Raw genomic sequence first — 14,626 nt, 5'->3', positions numbered from 1 at the left:
CACATGGACGAACTTGGCGCCCATATCGAACTGAAACGACCGGACTGCGTACTGGGCTACGAGATCACGCTCGGAGAGCTGACGGTGGATGTCACCCCCGCCAACATCTCTGCCTTCGTCGAATTCCTGCGCACCGACTCCGCCTGCCGCTTCTCCACCCTCGTCGACATCACGGCGGTGGACTATCCCGACCGGGCCAAGCGGTTCGACGTGATCTACCACTTCCTGTCGATGTACCAGAACCAGCGCATCCGCCTGCGCGTCTCGGTCCGCGAGGACGAACTGGTCCCCACCATCACCGACGTCCACCCGAGCGCGAACTGGTTCGAGCGGGAGGTGTTCGACATGTTCGGCATCATCTTCTCGGGCCACCCCGACCTGCGCCGCCTGCTGACCGACTACGGCTTCCGGGGCTACCCGCTGCGCAAGGATTTCCCGACCACCGGATACACCGAGGTCCGCTATGACGAGGCCGCCAAGCGCGTCGTCTACGAACCCGTGAAGCTGGTGCAGGAATACCGCCAGTTCGATTTCATGTCCCCCTGGGAAGGCGCGAAATACGTGCTTCCGGGGGATGAGAAGAAGGAAGCCCAGAAATGATGGACGGCACGAACCAGTTCGGCGACGCCCAGACGGGCGAGCAGAAGATCCGCAACTTCAACATCAACTTCGGCCCGCAGCACCCTGCGGCGCACGGCGTGCTCCGCCTGGTGCTGGAGCTTGACGGCGAGGTGGTGGAGCGCTGCGACCCCCATGTCGGCCTGCTCCACCGCGGCACCGAAAAGCTGATGGAGAGCCGGACCTACCTCCAGAATCTGCCTTATCTCGACCGGCTCGATTACGTGGCGCCGATGAACCAGGAACATGCCTGGTGTCTCGCCATCGAAAAGCTGACCGGCACGCCCGTGCCGCGCCGCGCCTCGCTGATCCGGGTGCTCTTTTCGGAAATCGGGCGCATCCTGAACCACCTGATGAACGTCACAACGCAGGCGATGGACGTCGGCGCGCTGACCCCTCCGCTCTGGGGGTTCGAGCATCGCGAAGAACTGATGATCTTCTACGAACGGGCCTGCGGCGCGCGGCTTCACGCGGCCTATTTCCGCCCCGGCGGCGTGCATCAGGACCTGACGCCCAAGCTGCTTGACGATATCGAGGAATGGACCGGCCGCTTCCTGTCCTTCATCGATGACCTGGGCAACCTGCTGACGGAAAACCGCATCTTCAAGCAGCGCAACGTCGACATCGGCATCGTGACCGAGGAAGACATCCAGAACTACGGCTTCTCGGGCGTGATGGTGCGCGGATCGGGCTTCGCATGGGACCTGCGCCGTGCCCAGCCCTACGAATGCTACGACGAGTTCGACTTCCAGATCCCCGTGGGCAAGAACGGCGACTGCTACGACCGTTACCTCTGCCGCGTGGAGGAGATGCGCCAGTCGACCGCCATCATCCTGCAATGCCTTGAGAAATTGCGCGCGCCGGAAGGGCAGGGGGATATCCTTGCCCGTGGCAAGATTACCCCGCCGAAACGCGGTGAGATGAAGACCTCGATGGAGGCGCTGATCCACCACTTCAAGCTTTATACCGAGGGCTTTAAGGTGCCCGCCGGTCAGGTCTATGCCTGTGTTGAGGCCCCCAAGGGTGAATTCGGCGTCTACATCGTTTCGGACGGCTCCAACAAACCCTACCGCGCCAAGCTGCGCGCGCCGGGTTATCCGCACCTTGCCGCCATCGATCACATCGCCAGCGGCCACCAGTTGGCCGACGTCGCCGCGATCATCGGCACGCTCGACATCGTGTTCGGGGAAATCGACCGGTGAGAAGCCTGTTGACCGCAGCCCTCCTGATCGTGCCGGGCATCGCGCAGGCCGACTGGCTGTCGAAGCAGCCGAAGTCGAGCGCGCTTCACGGCACGGTCAAGACCGTGGCCGAAAGCGGATGCACCGTCTCCGCCGCCCAGTGGGACCGGATCTATGCCGATCACGGCGGCACCGAACGCGCCGGGGATTACGACCTGCTCCAGCTCTTTACCGAGGGCAAGGTCAGGTCGAACGACGCGGGCGGGCATGTCACTCTGGTCGGTCTCGCCGGCTGTTGAAATCAAGACCCGGCGGACCGACCGCCGGACGGAAACTGGAGAAAGCGCCGATGAAGCGTGCGTCGAACATCCTAACCGCAGCCGTGGCCCTTGCCGCGCTGAGCGCCTGCGCCATGCCGCCCCAGGGCGCGCCCGCCGACGCGGTCACCGCCTATGACGCCGCCGTCGCCTCCGTCGGGTGCAACCTGCGCAGCGAGAAGGATTACCTGCCGATCGAGATCCAGACCGGCATGACCCGCGAACAGGTGCTGGAGATGACAACATACAAGCTGGCCAACAAGCAGGCCGTGAAGCTTGAGGACGGCTCCGTGCAACTCAAGACGGGGGCCTGTGCCTGATGCTGCGCCGACTGCACAAAGAGCAACCCGAAAGCTTTGCCTTCACGCCCGCCAACCAGACCTGGGCCGAAGCGCAGATCACCAAGTATCCCGAGGGGCGTCAGGCCTCGGCCATCATCCCGCTGCTGTGGCGTGCGCAGGAACAGGAAGGCTGGCTGACCCGCCCCGCGATCGAACATATCGCGGCGATGCTGGACATGGCCTATATCCGCGCTCTCGAAGTCGCAACGTTCTACTTCATGTTCCAACTGCAGCCGGTCGGCTCGGTCGCGCATATCCAGATCTGCGGCACCACCTCCTGCATGATCTGCGGGGCAGAGGACCTGATCGGCGTCTGCCAGGAGATGATCGCGCCCAAGGCGCATGCGCTCTCCGAAGACGGCAAGTTCTCCTGGGAAGAGGTCGAATGCCTCGGCGCCTGCGCCAACGCGCCCATGGCCCAGATCGGCAAGGATTATTACGAGGACCTCACCGCCGACCGTCTGCGCGAGATCCTGACCCAGCTTGGCAAGGGCGAGGTCCCTGTGCCCGGCCCGCAGAACGGCCGCTATGCCGCCGAACCGCTCAAGGGCCTGACCTCGCTGACGGAATATGACAGCGGCCGGACGCAGTACAACGCCTCCGTCGCGCTGGCGACCGACATCGGCGACACGGTGAAGCGCATCGACGGGACCGAGGTGCCGTTGCTCACCCCGTGGCAGAACAAGGGCAAGCCGTCGAAATCCGGCGCCTCCGGTTCCTCCAAGGTGAGCGAGGCGGTTGCGGCGAAGAAGGCCAAGGCCACCGAACCGAAACCCGCGAAGGGTGAGCCCGCCGACAAGACCGGCGTGTCGGTGCAGGAGGCCAGGGCGACCTCCGATGCGAAGCCGCGCTCCAAGGACGAACCCGCCGGGGCAGGGGCCGACGGCACCGATGATCCTGTATCGCCGAAGGCGGCGAAACCCGCCGCGAAACCTGCCCGCAAGTCCAAGGGCGGCTATGCCGAAAAACCCTCTGACGACGCTATGGCGCAGGCCGTCAGGGCAGCCGAAGGCCCGGCTTCCGTCACCGCGTCGACGGGTGAAGGCACCCAGCCCCGCGCCCTGAAAGGCGCGCTGGACGACCAGCCCGACAACCTGAAGCTCATCAAGGGGATCGGCCCGGCGCTGGAAGAGATGTGCCACGACCTCGGCATCTACCATTTCGCGCAGATCGCGATGTGGGGCGGGGACGAACTGGCGTGGATCGACCAGCATCTGAACGGCTTCAAGGGCCGCGCCAGCCGTGACAACTGGATCGACCAGGCAAAGATCCTCGCCGGTGGCGGGATGACCGAATTTGCAAGTCGCGTGGAAAAAGGCGACGTTTACAAGTGATGACCGACGTTTAGGGGGACAAGGACCATGACCGGGAACTGCAAGCTGTTCTGCTGGATCGCCGCTGCAATAGCGGGGCTGATCCTGTGGCTGGGCATCATCGGAGGCTTCTGGGGCTTCGTGATCGGTGCGGTCGCGGCTGTTGTGCTGGGCTGGCTGCTGGTCACCTATGTCTGCAAGGCGGATGACCTGTCTGCCTCCGCCCCCGCCGGATCGTCGCAGTCGCCCGATGCTGTCGCCGCACCGCCTGCCGCCCCCGCACCGGGTGCGAGCCCCGCGCCGGTCGCCGCGCCCATGGCAGGTGCCGCCGCCACGACGCCCGCAACAGCCGAAGCCGATCGCCCGGCCAACGCCGGTGCGGCAACCGCAGCCCCTGCGCCTGCAGCGGCCCCGGTGACCGGCACCGCCGCCACCGACGCGCCCGCCGCCGAACCGGTCGCTGTGGCGCCGGCCCCGGCGGCACCTGCGACGGAAACCGTCACCGAACCCGCCGCGCCGATTGCCGACGAAAACGCCACCAACACTGCCAACGTCGCCGCCCCCCTCGCCGGGGCCGATGCGGGCGAGGGCACCCGCCCTTCCGGCCTGACGGCGCCGCGGGACGGCGGGGCCGACGACCTCAAGAAGATCAAGGGCGTCGGGCCGAAGCTGGAGATCATGCTGAACGAGATGGGCTTTTACCATTTCGACCAGATCGCCGGGTGGAGCGCGGATGAAATCGCCTGGGTCGACCAGAACCTGAAGGGGTTCAAGGGCCGCGCGACCCGCGACAGCTGGATCGACCAGGCTGCCACGCTGGCCACTGGCGGCGATACGGAGTTTTCCAAGCGCGTCGACAAGGGCGGCGTGTACTGAGGAACGTTGACTGAGACCGGGGATGACGAAACAGGACGACGCAATCGCGAGGAAGGGCCGGATGCTGGCGCTTGTCGTTGCCGGGGCCATGGTGCTCTGGATCGGCGGGCAGGCCCTGCGCTCCGCGCTGGACATGCCGCTGCGTTACGCCTTCCTCATTGATTTCATGGCCATCGCCGCCTTTGTCTGGGCGCTGGTCGTAGCCACGCAGGTCTGGCGCGCGCGTCAGCAGAGCCGGGACCAAGAAGGGTAGAGCATGCTCAAGGATCAGGACCGCATCTTCACCAACATCTACGGGATGCACGACCGCACGCTGAAGGGCGCGCAGGCCCGTGGTCACTGGGACGGCACGGCCGGTATCATCGCCAAGGGCCGCGACTGGATCGTGGAGCAGATGAAGGCCTCCGGTCTGCGCGGCCGCGGCGGCGCGGGCTTTCCGACGGGGCTCAAGTGGTCCTTCATGCCCAAGGAAAGTGACGGCCGCCCCGCCTATCTGGTGGTCAACGCCGACGAATCCGAACCCGGCACCTGCAAGGACCGGGAGATCATGCGCCACGATCCGCACACGCTGATCGAAGGCTGCCTGATCGCGTCCTTCGCGATGAATGCCCACGCCTGCTACATCTACATCCGCGGCGAATATATCCGCGAGCGCGAGGCCCTGCAGGCCGCCATCGACGAATGCTACGACGCCGGTCTTCTGGGCCCGAATGCCGCCAAGTCGGGCTGGGACTTCGACCTCTACCTGCACCACGGGGCAGGGGCCTATATCTGCGGTGAGGAAACCGCCCTGCTGGAATCGCTCGAAGGCCGCAAGGGCATGCCCCGGATGAAGCCGCCGTTCCCGGCCGGCGCTGGCCTTTACGGCTGCCCGACCACGGTGAACAATGTCGAATCCATCGCCGTCGCCCCCACGATCCTGCGGCGCGGGCCTGAGTGGTTCTCCTCCTTCGGGCGGGCGAACAACGCGGGCACCAAGCTGTTCGCGGTCTCAGGCCACGTCAACAACCCCTGCGTGGTGGAAGAGGCCATGTCGATCACGTTCGAAGAGCTGATCGAAAAGCATTGCGGCGGCATCCGCGGCGGCTGGGACAACCTGCTGGCCGTGATCCCCGGCGGTTCCTCAGTCCCCTGCGTGCGCGGGGAAAAGATGAAGGACGCCATCATGGACTTCGACTACCTGCGCGGCGAACTGGGCTCCGGCCTCGGTACGGCGGCGGTGATCGTGATGGACAAGCAGACCGACATCATCAAGGCGATCTGGCGGCTGGCGAAGTTCTACAAGCACGAGAGCTGCGGCCAGTGCACCCCCTGCCGCGAAGGCACCGGCTGGATGATGCGGGTGATGGAACGCCTGGTGAAAGGCGAGGCCGCGGTCGAGGAAATCGACATGCTCTTCGACGTTACCAAGCAGGTCGAAGGCCACACGATCTGCGCCCTCGGCGACGCGGCCGCCTGGCCGATCCAGGGCCTGATCCGAAACTTCCGCGACGTGATCGAGGACCGCATCAAGATCAAGCGGGGCGGCACGGCCGTTCTGGCGGCGGAGTAAGCCTTGATCCGTTTCGCGCATATCCTGACCGCGCTGGCGCTGCTGTCCGCCTGTTCGCCCAGTTCCGTCCGGGACAGCTGGGTCAACCGGGTTGGCGGCAACACGCTGGTGGCGGTGCAGGGGACGTCCTACAACGCGACCTTCCTGCCGCTCGCCGCGCCTCCGGGGCGTGAGGCCGATGCCTGGGTCTTCGGCCCGAACGATTCCGTGCCCTTCACGATGGAGGAGGGCGGCATCCCGGCCATCCAGATCTCCCGCGCCGACGGCACGCCGATGACCCGCGCGGATCATCCGCTGGCCGTCGCCGCCGCCAATCAGGGCTGTGTCGACCGCCCCGGCTGGACCACCGCCAAAGCCACGGCGCTGGCCCGCAACCTGCCGGGCACCAAGCCGAACGACCACAAGGGCACCGGCTATCTCTACAAGGGCGCCTGGACGCTTCTGGGGGTGTGCCAGTGAGTCTGCCTTTGAGTGTTCCCGTGACGACGTTTGCCCGAACCCACATCGCGGCCCGTGCCGCCCATGACTTCGGAGATGCGGCATGACTCGCGCCCTGATCCTTGCCCTTGTCGCGCTTACCGTGCTGTCGGCCTGCAATCGGGGGCCCGGCAAGCAGCGGCTCTGGGGGCAGCGCATGGTGTTCGACGGGCAGGTGTTCCGGTCCAAGGCATCGGGCGACAAGGCAGACCGCGCGCAGTTCGCCGTGCAGGTCAACGACGCCGGCAAGAGCCTCGCCGGAGCCCGCGAAGCCGCCCGTCACCGCGCCAACGAATACTGCATCCGCCAGTTCGGACGGTCCGATCATACCCTGGCGACGGACCTCGATACCGAGGACGCGCTGCTGCCGCTGGTGAACGGCGATCTCGTCGTGCGGGGGGAGTGTGCCGGATGGTAACCCTGTTCGCAGCCCGGAGCGCGTCGGAATGAGCGGATTTGCCTCATATCAACCGATTGCGGAGGCATGTTATTGCATGACAAGCCCCTCCGGACCCATCTGCGGCGCAGATGGGCAGGCCGCCGTGGCCCGCCCGCGCCGCAAGAACGGGAGACCCGCATGCGCCTGAAGACCACCGCCACCCTGCTTGGCCTGATCCTGTCCCTGACCGCGACCGCCAGCGCCGCCAAGACGCCGCTGCGCGAGGTCGCCGCGATTGACAACCAGATGTTCGCCGTCGCGATGGCGATCGAGATCAGCGACAATTGCAACGACATCAGGCCGCGCACCGTGAAGGGGCTGGCCTTTCTCTGGGACCTCGCCGGGCAGGCGAAGTCCATGGGCTATACCGAGGCCGAGATCGACGCCTACCGCAAGAGCGACGCGGAAAAGGCCCGGATGCGCGCGAGGGGCGAAGCCTACATGCGTGACAAGGGGCTGGATCCGAAGAAGAAGGAAGACCTGTGCAAGCTGGGACGGATGGAAATGGCCGCCTCCAGCCAGATCGGATCCTTCCTGAAGTAGACCAATTCAGCCCCGGTGCGCGCCACGCGCCGGGGCCCGAGACAAGCGCCGGACCCCCGGCAGAGCGACGAAGAGCGAGAGACCATGTCTGACCTGCGCAAGATCATCATCGACGATCAGGAGATCGAGGTCGATCCCAAGCTCACCCTGATCCAGGCCTGCGAACAGGCGGGGATCGAGGTGCCGCGCTTCTGCTATCACGAACGGCTCTCCATCGCCGGCAACTGCCGCATGTGCCTGGTGGAGGTCGTCGGCGGCCCGCCGAAGCCCGCCGCCTCCTGCGCCATGCAGGTGCGCGACCTGCGCCCCGGCCCCGAGGGCGCGCCGCCGGTCATCAAGACCAACAGCCCGATGGTGAAGAAGGCCCGCGAGGGGGTGATGGAGTTCCTGCTCATCAACCACCCGCTCGACTGCCCGATCTGCGATCAGGGCGGGGAATGCGACCTGCAGGACCAGGCGATGGCCTATGGCGTCGACTTCTCGCGCTACCGCGAACCCAAGCGGGCGTCCGATGACCTGAACCTCGGTCCGCTGGTCGAAACCCACATGACGCGCTGCATCTCATGCACCCGCTGCGTGCGTTTCACGACCGAGGTCGCGGGCATCACCCAGATGGGCCAGACCGGGCGCGGCGAGGATGCGGAGATCACCTCCTACCTCAACCAGACGCTCGATTCCGAACTGCAGGGCAACATCATCGACCTCTGCCCGGTCGGTGCGCTGGTCTCCAAGCCCTATGCCTTCACCGCGCGTCCCTGGGAACTGACCAAGACGGAAACCATCGATGTGATGGACGCGCTCGGCTCCAACATTCGCGTGGACACCAAGGGTCGCGAGGTCATGCGCATCCTGCCCCGCAACCATGACGGCGTGAACGAGGAGTGGATCTCCGACAAGACCCGTTTCGTCTGGGACGGCCTACGCCGCCAACGGCTTGATAAACCTTACGTTCGTGAGAACGGCAAGCTGCGCCCCGCCACCTGGCCGGAAGCTCTGGGCAAGGCTGCCGAGGCGATGAAGGGCAAGAAGGTTGCGGGCCTGATCGGCGATCTCGCCCCCGTGGAAGCCGCCTTTGCGCTGAAACAGCTGGTCGAAGGCCTTGGCGGCACTGTCGAATGCCGCACTGACGGCGCGAAATTGCCAATTGGCAATCGCTCCGCCTATGTCGGCACCGCACGGATCGAGGATATCGACGCCGCCAACGGCATCCTGCTGATCGGCACCAATCCCCGCGCCGAAGCGCCCGTGCTGAACGCCCGCATCCGCAAGGCCTGGCTGAACGGCGCAACTGTCGGGGTGATCGGCGAGGCGGCTGACCTGACCTATGACACCCACCACTTCGGCAGCGACCGCAAGGCTCTGTCCGAGCACGTCAAGGTTGCGAAATCGGAACCTGTCGGCGAAGGCGAACGCGGCGTGGTCATCGTCGGGCAGGGCGCCATCCGCGAAGCCGACGGCGAGGCCGTTCTGGCCGCCGCCATGGAAATCGCCGCCGCCCGTCAGGCCAAGCTGCTGGTGCTGCACACCGCCGCCTCCCGCGTCGGCGCGATGGATGTAGGCGCCGTGACCGAGGGCGGGATGAAGGCCGCCATCGAAGGGGCAGAGGTCATCTACAACCTCGGCGCCGACGAGGTCGAAATCGCCGCCGGCGCGACGGTGATCTACCAGGGCAGCCACGGCGACCGCGGCGCGCATCGCGCCGACATCATCCTGCCGGGTGCCGCCTATACCGAAGAAAACGGCCTGTTCGTGAACACCGAGGGTCGCCCGCAGCTTGCCCTGCGCGCCGGTTTCGCCCCTGGCGAGGCGAAGGAGAACTGGGCCATCCTGCGCGCCCTGTCCGCCGAGACCGGAGAGGCGCTGCCCTACGACAGCCTCGCGCAGCTGCGCACCGCGCTCATCAAGGCTGTTCCGCACCTCAAGGGCATCGACAAGGTCGCGGAAAACGACTGGACACCGATGCCTGCCGCGAGCCTCGGCGACGCGACCTTCGCCCCGGCGGTGAAGGATCACTACCTGACCAACCCGATCGCCCGCGCCTCCTCCATCATGGCGGAACTCTCCGCCAACGTGGCGGCCCGCAACGCTCCGAAGGTCGCGGCTGAGTGATCCGTTTCGCCCTCATAACAACGGCGGGCCTGCTGGCCGCCTGCACCGCGGGACAGGAGGTCACGCGCGCCGCGCCGCTGCGCACCGCCCCTCCGGCCACGGCAAGTTACGAGGGCATCGAGACACGGCTGCTGGACAACGATCTGGTCGCCTTTCACGTCAAGATGCGCGGCGCGACCTCGCCTGATGACGTGACCGACTATGCCGAATGCGCCGCGGCGCAGTACACGCTGATCCGGGGCTTTGGATTCGCGCGGCATTTGCGCACAAAAACTGCCGAAGTCTCTGGCCTCTGGCAGGCAGATGCGATTTATACCATCTCGGCGGCCATCCCCGCCGGATTTCGCACGATCGACGCCGAAGTGACGGTGGAGAACTGCAAGATCAACGGAATACCCACGGTGTGAGGACCAATGGCTGACTTCTTTACCACTCACCCCCTAGGCATCCTGCTCCTGACACTCGGTCAGGTCCTGCTGCTGGTGGTCCCGCTCTTGATCGCGCTGGCATTCCTGCTTTACGCCGACCGCAAGATCTGGGCCGCCGTGCAGCTGCGCAAGGGGCCGAACGTGGTCGGGGCCTTCGGTCTGCTCCAGTCCTTCGCCGACTTCGGCAAGTACATCACCAAAGAGGTCATCGTACCGGCAGGCGCGGACAAGTTCGTCTTCTTCCTCGCCCCGATGCTGTCCTTCACGCTGGCCCTGATCGCCTGGGCGGTGATCCCGTTCAACCCGACCTGGGTCGTGTCGGACATCAACGTGGCGATCCTCTACGTCATGGCGATCTCCTCGCTCGAGGTCTATGGCGTGATCATGGGGGGCTGGGCGTCGAACTCCAAATACCCGTTCCTTGGTTCGCTGCGGTCCGCCGCGCAGATGATCTCCTACGAGGTCTCGCTCGGCCTCATCATCATCGGGGTGATCATCACCACCGGCTCGATGAACTTCGGCGACATCGTCATGGCGCAGGACGGACGCTTCGGCATCTTCTCCTGGTACTGGCTGCCGCATTTCCCGATGCTCTTCCTCTTCCTGATCTCGGCCATGGCGGAAACCAACCGCCCGCCCTTCGACCTGCCGGAAGCGGAATCCGAACTCGTCGCGGGCTATCAGGTGGAATACTCCTCCACCCCCTTCCTGCTGTTCATGATCGGCGAATATTTTGCCATCGTGCTGATGTGCGCCCTGACCGCGCTGCTGTTCTTCGGCGGCTGGCTGTCCCCGATCCCGGGCCTGCCAGACGGGTTCCTGTGGTTCCTGCTGAAGATCGTCGTCGTGTTCTTCGTCTTCGCCCTGACAAAGGCCGTGGTGCCGCGCTACCGCTACGACCAGCTGATGCGGATCGGCTGGAAGGTGTTCCTGCCGCTGTCGCTCGTCTGGGTGGTGATCGTTGCCTTCCTTGCGAAATTCGAACTCTTCGGCGGGGCGTATGCCCGCTGGATGATCGGAGGCTGATATGACCCAGATCGACTATACCCGCGCCGCGAAGTACTTCCTGCTGATGGATGTCTGGCAGGGGTTCAAGATGGGCATGAAGTACTTCTTCAAGCCCAAGGCTACCGTGAACTATCCGCACGAAAAGGGCCCGCTCTCCCCGCGCTTCCGCGGTGAGCACGCCCTGCGCCGCTATCCGAACGGGGAAGAGCGCTGCATCGCCTGCAAGCTTTGCGAGGCGATCTGCCCCGCGCAGGCCATCACCATCGACGCCGAACCGCGCGAGGACGGCTCCCGCCGCACCACGCGCTACGACATCGACATGACCAAGTGCATCTACTGCGGCTTCTGTCAGGAGGCCTGCCCGGTCGATGCCATCGTCGAGGGGCCGAACTTCGAATTCGCGACCGAAACGCGCGAGGAACTTTTCTACGACAAGGCCAAGCTGCTCGCCAACGGCGAGAGATGGGAAGCCGAGATCGCCCGCAACCTCGAACTGGACGCACCCTACCGATGAGCCTTTCCGGCTGGATATCCCGCCTCACCGGCGGACCGGGCCCGAAGCTTCCGGATCCCGGCGCGGCCCTGGCCGAACCGGTGCCGGAGGTCGTGCGGCCCGAGATGTTCCGCGAATTCCAGCTGCGCCTGGGCCGTCTGAAACCTGTGACGACCATGGGCATCGTCGGCTACGATGCCGGCGGTCCCGTTTCGATGGTCGAGACGGTGGACGGGCAGAGCTTTGTCACCACCGAACTCTGCGACCGGACCGAGCGCGCACGAAGCAGGGAAGGCCAAAGGTACGAGCTTGCACTCCATGGCCGTGTCCCCGCTGACTGGGCGCAAGAGGCTTTGACCTTACTTGCCCGCTATTTCGAAACCGTTCCGGTCGGCGACAACGAAGCGGTCGGCATTCCGGCGATCGGCGACCACGGCGCGGTTCAGGGTCTGGTGTCGCTGATGCCCTCCGGCGTCGAGGGGCAGGCCTTCTACGTCGTCAGCATCCTGGAAGGAACCCGGCAGAGCGGAGGGTACGCCGCATGAGCGACGCAAAGACTCCGTTCGAACTGATGATGGCGCAGGCGCAGGAGATGGTGAAAGCCATGAACCCCGCGCTGGAAACCTTCACGCCCAAGGGGTTCGACAGCCTCTGGCCGACGATGCCCAAGGAGTGGATGGAAATGGCCTTTGGCAACGCGGTCAACAAGGACGGGCTGGATGCTAAGACCCGCCTGTTCCTGACCCTTGCCGGGCTGACCATGCAGGGCGCGCAGGCCGAGGCGCAGATCCGCATGACCGTCCGCCACCTGCTGGAAGCGGGCGCGAAAAAGCAGGAAATCGGCGAATGCATCGCGCAGATGTCAATGTTTGCCGGTATCCCGGCCATGACCCGCGCCGGAGAAATCGCGAACGACGTGATGAAGGATCACGACGCCGCGTCCAAAGGAGAAGAAGAGGAATGACCGTCACAGCCCTGGCCTTCTACCTGTTCGCCGTCTCGACCCTCGTGGGCGGGCTCTTCACCGTGGTCAGCCGCAACCCGGTGCATTCGGTGCTCTGGCTGATCCTGGCCTTCCTCTCCTCCGCCGGGCTGTTTGTCCTGCTTGGGGCGGAATTCGTCGCGATGCTGCTCATCATCGTCTACGTCGGCGCGGTGGCGGTGCTGTTCCTCTTCGTGGTGATGATGCTCGACATCGACTTCTCCGCGCTGAAGGCCGAAATGGCGAAGTACATGCCGCTGGCCCTGCTGATCGGGGTGATCCTGCTGATGCAGTTCGGCCTCGCCTACGGGTCCTGGGAGGCGTCGGAAATGGCCGAGGGCAACCGCCTTGCGGTCATGCCCGAGGGGACCAATACCGGCGGGCTCGGCCTGCTGATCTACGACCGTTACTTCCTGCTGTTCCAGCTGGCGGGCCTTGTCCTGCTGGTTGCGATGATCGGGGCCATCGTGCTGACCCTGCGCCACCGCACCGACGTCAAGCGACAAAACGTGCTTGCCCAGATGTGGCGCGACCCGGCCAAGGCGATGGAACTGAAGGACGTCAAGCCGGGGCAGGGGCTGTGATGCCGATAGCAAGCTGGATCGCAGTCTCCATCAGCGGGGTCATTCCCGCCGCCATGATGGTCGAACGCCGCATGGGGTTCCGGGGGGTCGTGTCGCCGCTGATCCTCACCGCGGGCGTCGTGACCGCGGGCCTGATCGGCATCTTCGGGTAGGGGCGGGGCATGAGCGACTTTTTCGCCTTTCTCTTCTCGCCCGCCGGACTGGTTGCCTATGGCGCCTTCTGGGTGGTGAAGATCATCGCCGGGGCCTGGGCAATCCGGCAGATCCTGACGCTGCTGCCGGAACGCACGCGCGGATGGACGGAATACCAGCTGACCCGGATTGGTCTGCTGCGACGCAAGGGCCCCCTGGGCTGAACAGACCGATTGGCCGCCACGGCCGACGGACACCAAGGCCGCAAAGGCCGACGAGACGAAGACAGACGGGCAACGCCCGGAGGGACATGGGATGATCGGGATCGAACACTATCTGACGGTGGCGGCGACGCTTTTCGTCATCGGCATCTTCGGGCTTTTCCTGAACCGGAAGAACATCATCATCCTGCTGATGAGCATCGAGCTGATGCTTCTCGCGGTGAACATCAACCTGGTCGCTTTCTCCTCTTTCCTCGGGGATCTGGCGGGACAGGTCTTCACCCTCTTCGTGCTGACCGTCGCCGCCGCGGAGGCTGCGATCGGTCTCGCCATCCTCGTCTGCTTCTTCCGCAACCGCGGCACCATCGCGGTCGAAGACGTCAACGTGATGAAGGGCTGAGGATGCGGCACGCGCAGACATATGCGCCCCTGATGGCCCCCATGCTGGCCGCGGCGGCATTGGCCGCGCCCGCGCAGGCCTGCGATGCCCCGCTGTACGACCCGAAGTGGCGGGACGGCCCTATCCGGGTCGCGGCCGACTGCAGCTTTACCGATGCGGACGAATTTCCCGGCCAGACGATTTCCGCGTCGCGTGCGCAGGCCATCGGCAACGGGCTGCTCGGCCAGGTCGTCACGGTCTACCAGGCCTGCGGCATCTACCAGACCCTGATGGTCGTCGACTGCAACACGACGGAAACCCTGATGATCGAGGCGCCGGAGGGCAATCCGCCGGTCAGCTTCGGCGGATCGAACAACCGCGAGATCAAGGACCTCTATGCGCCGCGCGGCAAACTGCAGCTGCGCAAGACCGACACCGTGCCCCGCCTGCAGTCCCGTGCGGCCTCCCATGGCTACGAGACGACGACGGATGTCGCGGGACGGATTGCGCAGATGAAGTCACGCAACCGCTACAACCCCTTCTGCGGCTGCGCGCTGTTCCACCCTGACAGCGCCGGCGCGGAAAGAGCCAAGACCAATGCAACGGGCCGACCCGTGAAGAAAGGCTGAACCG

The 14,626-nt window shown here is 65.3% G+C and carries 22 protein-coding genes; all 22 read left to right on the top strand.

Features of this window, described 5'->3' with window-relative positions; translation table 11 throughout:
• Positions 1-3 precede the first annotated feature (3 nt).
• The gene (locus IEV87_RS09655; protein WP_188477481.1) at positions 4-600 is read left to right on the top strand and encodes an NADH-quinone oxidoreductase subunit C; all 597 of its coding nucleotides are present in this window, start codon (positions 4-6) and stop codon (positions 598-600) included.
• Positions 597-1,820, top strand: coding sequence for an NADH-quinone oxidoreductase subunit D (locus IEV87_RS09650; RefSeq protein WP_188477480.1), 1,224 nt, complete (start codon positions 597-599; stop codon positions 1,818-1,820). Before IEV87_RS09655 ends, IEV87_RS09650 begins: the two co-directional genes overlap by 4 nt.
• An 8-nt stretch (positions 1,821-1,828) precedes the next feature.
• Positions 1,829-2,098: a hypothetical protein gene (locus IEV87_RS09645; protein ID WP_188477479.1), complete on the top strand. Its 270-nt coding sequence runs from the start codon at positions 1,829-1,831 to the stop codon at positions 2,096-2,098.
• Positions 2,099-2,148: 50 nt separating this feature from the next.
• Positions 2,149-2,436: a hypothetical protein gene (locus IEV87_RS09640; RefSeq protein WP_188477477.1), complete on the top strand. Its 288-nt coding sequence runs from the start codon at positions 2,149-2,151 to the stop codon at positions 2,434-2,436.
• Entirely contained in the window at positions 2,436-3,791 is a 1,356-nt protein-coding gene (locus tag IEV87_RS09635; protein ID WP_188477475.1) for an NADH-quinone oxidoreductase subunit E, read from the top strand. The genes IEV87_RS09640 and IEV87_RS09635 overlap by 1 nt, the downstream gene beginning before the upstream one ends.
• A gap of 27 nt (positions 3,792-3,818) precedes the next feature.
• Positions 3,819-4,646: an endonuclease gene (locus IEV87_RS09630; RefSeq protein WP_188477473.1), complete on the top strand. Its 828-nt coding sequence runs from the start codon at positions 3,819-3,821 to the stop codon at positions 4,644-4,646.
• A 22-nt stretch (positions 4,647-4,668) separates the two neighbouring features.
• Positions 4,669-4,899, top strand: coding sequence for a DUF5337 domain-containing protein (locus IEV87_RS09625; RefSeq protein ID WP_188477471.1), 231 nt, complete (start codon positions 4,669-4,671; stop codon positions 4,897-4,899).
• A 3-nt stretch (positions 4,900-4,902) separates the two neighbouring features.
• A complete protein-coding gene (nuoF, locus tag IEV87_RS09620) occupies positions 4,903-6,198 on the top strand; it encodes an NADH-quinone oxidoreductase subunit NuoF (protein WP_188477469.1) in 1,296 nt (431 codons plus the stop codon).
• A gap of 3 nt (positions 6,199-6,201) precedes the next feature.
• Positions 6,202-6,657, top strand: a complete 456-nt coding sequence (locus tag IEV87_RS09615; RefSeq protein WP_188477467.1) for a hypothetical protein — start codon at positions 6,202-6,204, stop codon at positions 6,655-6,657.
• 82 nt (positions 6,658-6,739) lie between these two features.
• The gene (locus IEV87_RS09610; RefSeq protein ID WP_188477465.1) at positions 6,740-7,093 is read left to right on the top strand and encodes a hypothetical protein; all 354 of its coding nucleotides are present in this window, start codon (positions 6,740-6,742) and stop codon (positions 7,091-7,093) included.
• A 159-nt stretch (positions 7,094-7,252) separates the two neighbouring features.
• Positions 7,253-7,657 carry a DUF5333 domain-containing protein gene (locus tag IEV87_RS09605; RefSeq protein ID WP_188477463.1) on the top strand — a complete coding sequence of 135 codons (405 nt, stop codon included), beginning with the start codon at positions 7,253-7,255 and terminating at the stop codon, positions 7,655-7,657.
• Between the two features lie 84 nt (positions 7,658-7,741).
• On the top strand, positions 7,742-9,766 hold the full coding sequence (gene nuoG, locus IEV87_RS09600; protein WP_188477461.1) for an NADH-quinone oxidoreductase subunit NuoG: 2,025 nt from the start codon (positions 7,742-7,744) through the stop codon (positions 9,764-9,766).
• A complete protein-coding gene (locus IEV87_RS09595) occupies positions 9,763-10,173 on the top strand; it encodes a hypothetical protein (RefSeq protein WP_188477458.1) in 411 nt (136 codons plus the stop codon). The genes nuoG and IEV87_RS09595 overlap by 4 nt, the downstream gene beginning before the upstream one ends.
• 6 nt (positions 10,174-10,179) lie before the next feature.
• Positions 10,180-11,220, top strand: coding sequence for an NADH-quinone oxidoreductase subunit NuoH (nuoH, locus tag IEV87_RS09590; RefSeq protein WP_188477457.1), 1,041 nt, complete (start codon positions 10,180-10,182; stop codon positions 11,218-11,220).
• 1 nt (position 11,221) lies between these two features.
• Positions 11,222-11,716, top strand: a complete 495-nt coding sequence (nuoI, locus tag IEV87_RS09585) for an NADH-quinone oxidoreductase subunit NuoI (protein WP_188477455.1) — start codon at positions 11,222-11,224, stop codon at positions 11,714-11,716.
• Positions 11,713-12,240 carry a hypothetical protein gene (locus IEV87_RS09580; protein WP_188477454.1) on the top strand — a complete coding sequence of 176 codons (528 nt, stop codon included), beginning with the start codon at positions 11,713-11,715 and terminating at the stop codon, positions 12,238-12,240. Before nuoI ends, IEV87_RS09580 begins: the two co-directional genes overlap by 4 nt.
• Positions 12,237-12,659 carry a carboxymuconolactone decarboxylase family protein gene (locus tag IEV87_RS09575; protein ID WP_188477452.1) on the top strand — a complete coding sequence of 141 codons (423 nt, stop codon included), beginning with the start codon at positions 12,237-12,239 and terminating at the stop codon, positions 12,657-12,659. The genes IEV87_RS09580 and IEV87_RS09575 overlap by 4 nt, the downstream gene beginning before the upstream one ends.
• Positions 12,656-13,261: an NADH-quinone oxidoreductase subunit J gene (locus IEV87_RS09570; protein ID WP_188477450.1), complete on the top strand. Its 606-nt coding sequence runs from the start codon at positions 12,656-12,658 to the stop codon at positions 13,259-13,261. Before IEV87_RS09575 ends, IEV87_RS09570 begins: the two co-directional genes overlap by 4 nt.
• Complete coding sequence (locus IEV87_RS09565) at positions 13,261-13,413, top strand: hypothetical protein (protein WP_188477448.1); 153 nt, start codon at positions 13,261-13,263, stop codon at positions 13,411-13,413. The genes IEV87_RS09570 and IEV87_RS09565 overlap by 1 nt, the downstream gene beginning before the upstream one ends.
• Before the next feature lie 9 nt (positions 13,414-13,422).
• The gene (locus IEV87_RS09560; RefSeq protein ID WP_188477446.1) at positions 13,423-13,617 is read left to right on the top strand and encodes a hypothetical protein; all 195 of its coding nucleotides are present in this window, start codon (positions 13,423-13,425) and stop codon (positions 13,615-13,617) included.
• A gap of 91 nt (positions 13,618-13,708) precedes the next feature.
• On the top strand, positions 13,709-14,014 hold the full coding sequence (gene nuoK / locus IEV87_RS09555) for an NADH-quinone oxidoreductase subunit NuoK (RefSeq protein ID WP_188477444.1): 306 nt from the start codon (positions 13,709-13,711) through the stop codon (positions 14,012-14,014).
• 32 nt (positions 14,015-14,046) lie between these two features.
• Positions 14,047-14,622 carry a hypothetical protein gene (locus IEV87_RS09550; protein WP_188477442.1) on the top strand — a complete coding sequence of 192 codons (576 nt, stop codon included), beginning with the start codon at positions 14,047-14,049 and terminating at the stop codon, positions 14,620-14,622.
• The last annotated feature ends 4 nt before the right edge of the window (positions 14,623-14,626 follow it).

This window comes from Primorskyibacter flagellatus, from assembly GCF_014638275.1.
In the GTDB taxonomy this organism is placed as follows: domain Bacteria; phylum Pseudomonadota; class Alphaproteobacteria; order Rhodobacterales; family Rhodobacteraceae; genus Pseudooceanicola; species Pseudooceanicola flagellatus_A.
Note: the sequence above shows the minus strand (reverse complement) of the source record. Positions and strands in the feature narration are given on the sequence as shown.

Bases quoted from the DNA above. Each gene is read 5' to 3' on its own strand.
- nuoG (WP_188477461.1), top strand. From the start codon at position 7,742: ATGTCTGACCTGCGCAAGATCATCATCGACGATCAGGAGATCGAGGTC.
- IEV87_RS09560 (WP_188477446.1), top strand. From the start codon at position 13,423: ATGAGCGACTTTTTCGCCTTTCTCTTCTCGCCCGCCGGACTGGTTGCC.
- IEV87_RS09550 (WP_188477442.1), top strand. From the start codon at position 14,047: ATGGCCCCCATGCTGGCCGCGGCGGCATTGGCCGCGCCCGCGCAGGCC.
- nuoK (WP_188477444.1), top strand. From the start codon at position 13,709: ATGATCGGGATCGAACACTATCTGACGGTGGCGGCGACGCTTTTCGTC.
- IEV87_RS09565 (WP_188477448.1), top strand. From the start codon at position 13,261: ATGCCGATAGCAAGCTGGATCGCAGTCTCCATCAGCGGGGTCATTCCC.
- IEV87_RS09655 (WP_188477481.1), top strand. From the start codon at position 4: ATGGACGAACTTGGCGCCCATATCGAACTGAAACGACCGGACTGCGTA.
- IEV87_RS09570 (WP_188477450.1), top strand. From the start codon at position 12,656: ATGACCGTCACAGCCCTGGCCTTCTACCTGTTCGCCGTCTCGACCCTC.
- IEV87_RS09605 (WP_188477463.1), top strand. From the start codon at position 7,253: ATGCGCCTGAAGACCACCGCCACCCTGCTTGGCCTGATCCTGTCCCTG.
- IEV87_RS09635 (WP_188477475.1), top strand. From the start codon at position 2,436: ATGCTGCGCCGACTGCACAAAGAGCAACCCGAAAGCTTTGCCTTCACG.
- IEV87_RS09580 (WP_188477454.1), top strand. From the start codon at position 11,713: ATGAGCCTTTCCGGCTGGATATCCCGCCTCACCGGCGGACCGGGCCCG.
- IEV87_RS09630 (WP_188477473.1), top strand. From the start codon at position 3,819: ATGACCGGGAACTGCAAGCTGTTCTGCTGGATCGCCGCTGCAATAGCG.
- IEV87_RS09610 (WP_188477465.1), top strand. From the start codon at position 6,740: ATGACTCGCGCCCTGATCCTTGCCCTTGTCGCGCTTACCGTGCTGTCG.
- IEV87_RS09640 (WP_188477477.1), top strand. From the start codon at position 2,149: ATGAAGCGTGCGTCGAACATCCTAACCGCAGCCGTGGCCCTTGCCGCG.
- nuoI (WP_188477455.1), top strand. From the start codon at position 11,222: ATGACCCAGATCGACTATACCCGCGCCGCGAAGTACTTCCTGCTGATG.
- IEV87_RS09625 (WP_188477471.1), top strand. From the start codon at position 4,669: ATGACGAAACAGGACGACGCAATCGCGAGGAAGGGCCGGATGCTGGCG.
- nuoF (WP_188477469.1), top strand. From the start codon at position 4,903: ATGCTCAAGGATCAGGACCGCATCTTCACCAACATCTACGGGATGCAC.
- IEV87_RS09575 (WP_188477452.1), top strand. From the start codon at position 12,237: ATGAGCGACGCAAAGACTCCGTTCGAACTGATGATGGCGCAGGCGCAG.
- IEV87_RS09650 (WP_188477480.1), top strand. From the start codon at position 597: ATGATGGACGGCACGAACCAGTTCGGCGACGCCCAGACGGGCGAGCAG.
- nuoH (WP_188477457.1), top strand. From the start codon at position 10,180: ATGGCTGACTTCTTTACCACTCACCCCCTAGGCATCCTGCTCCTGACA.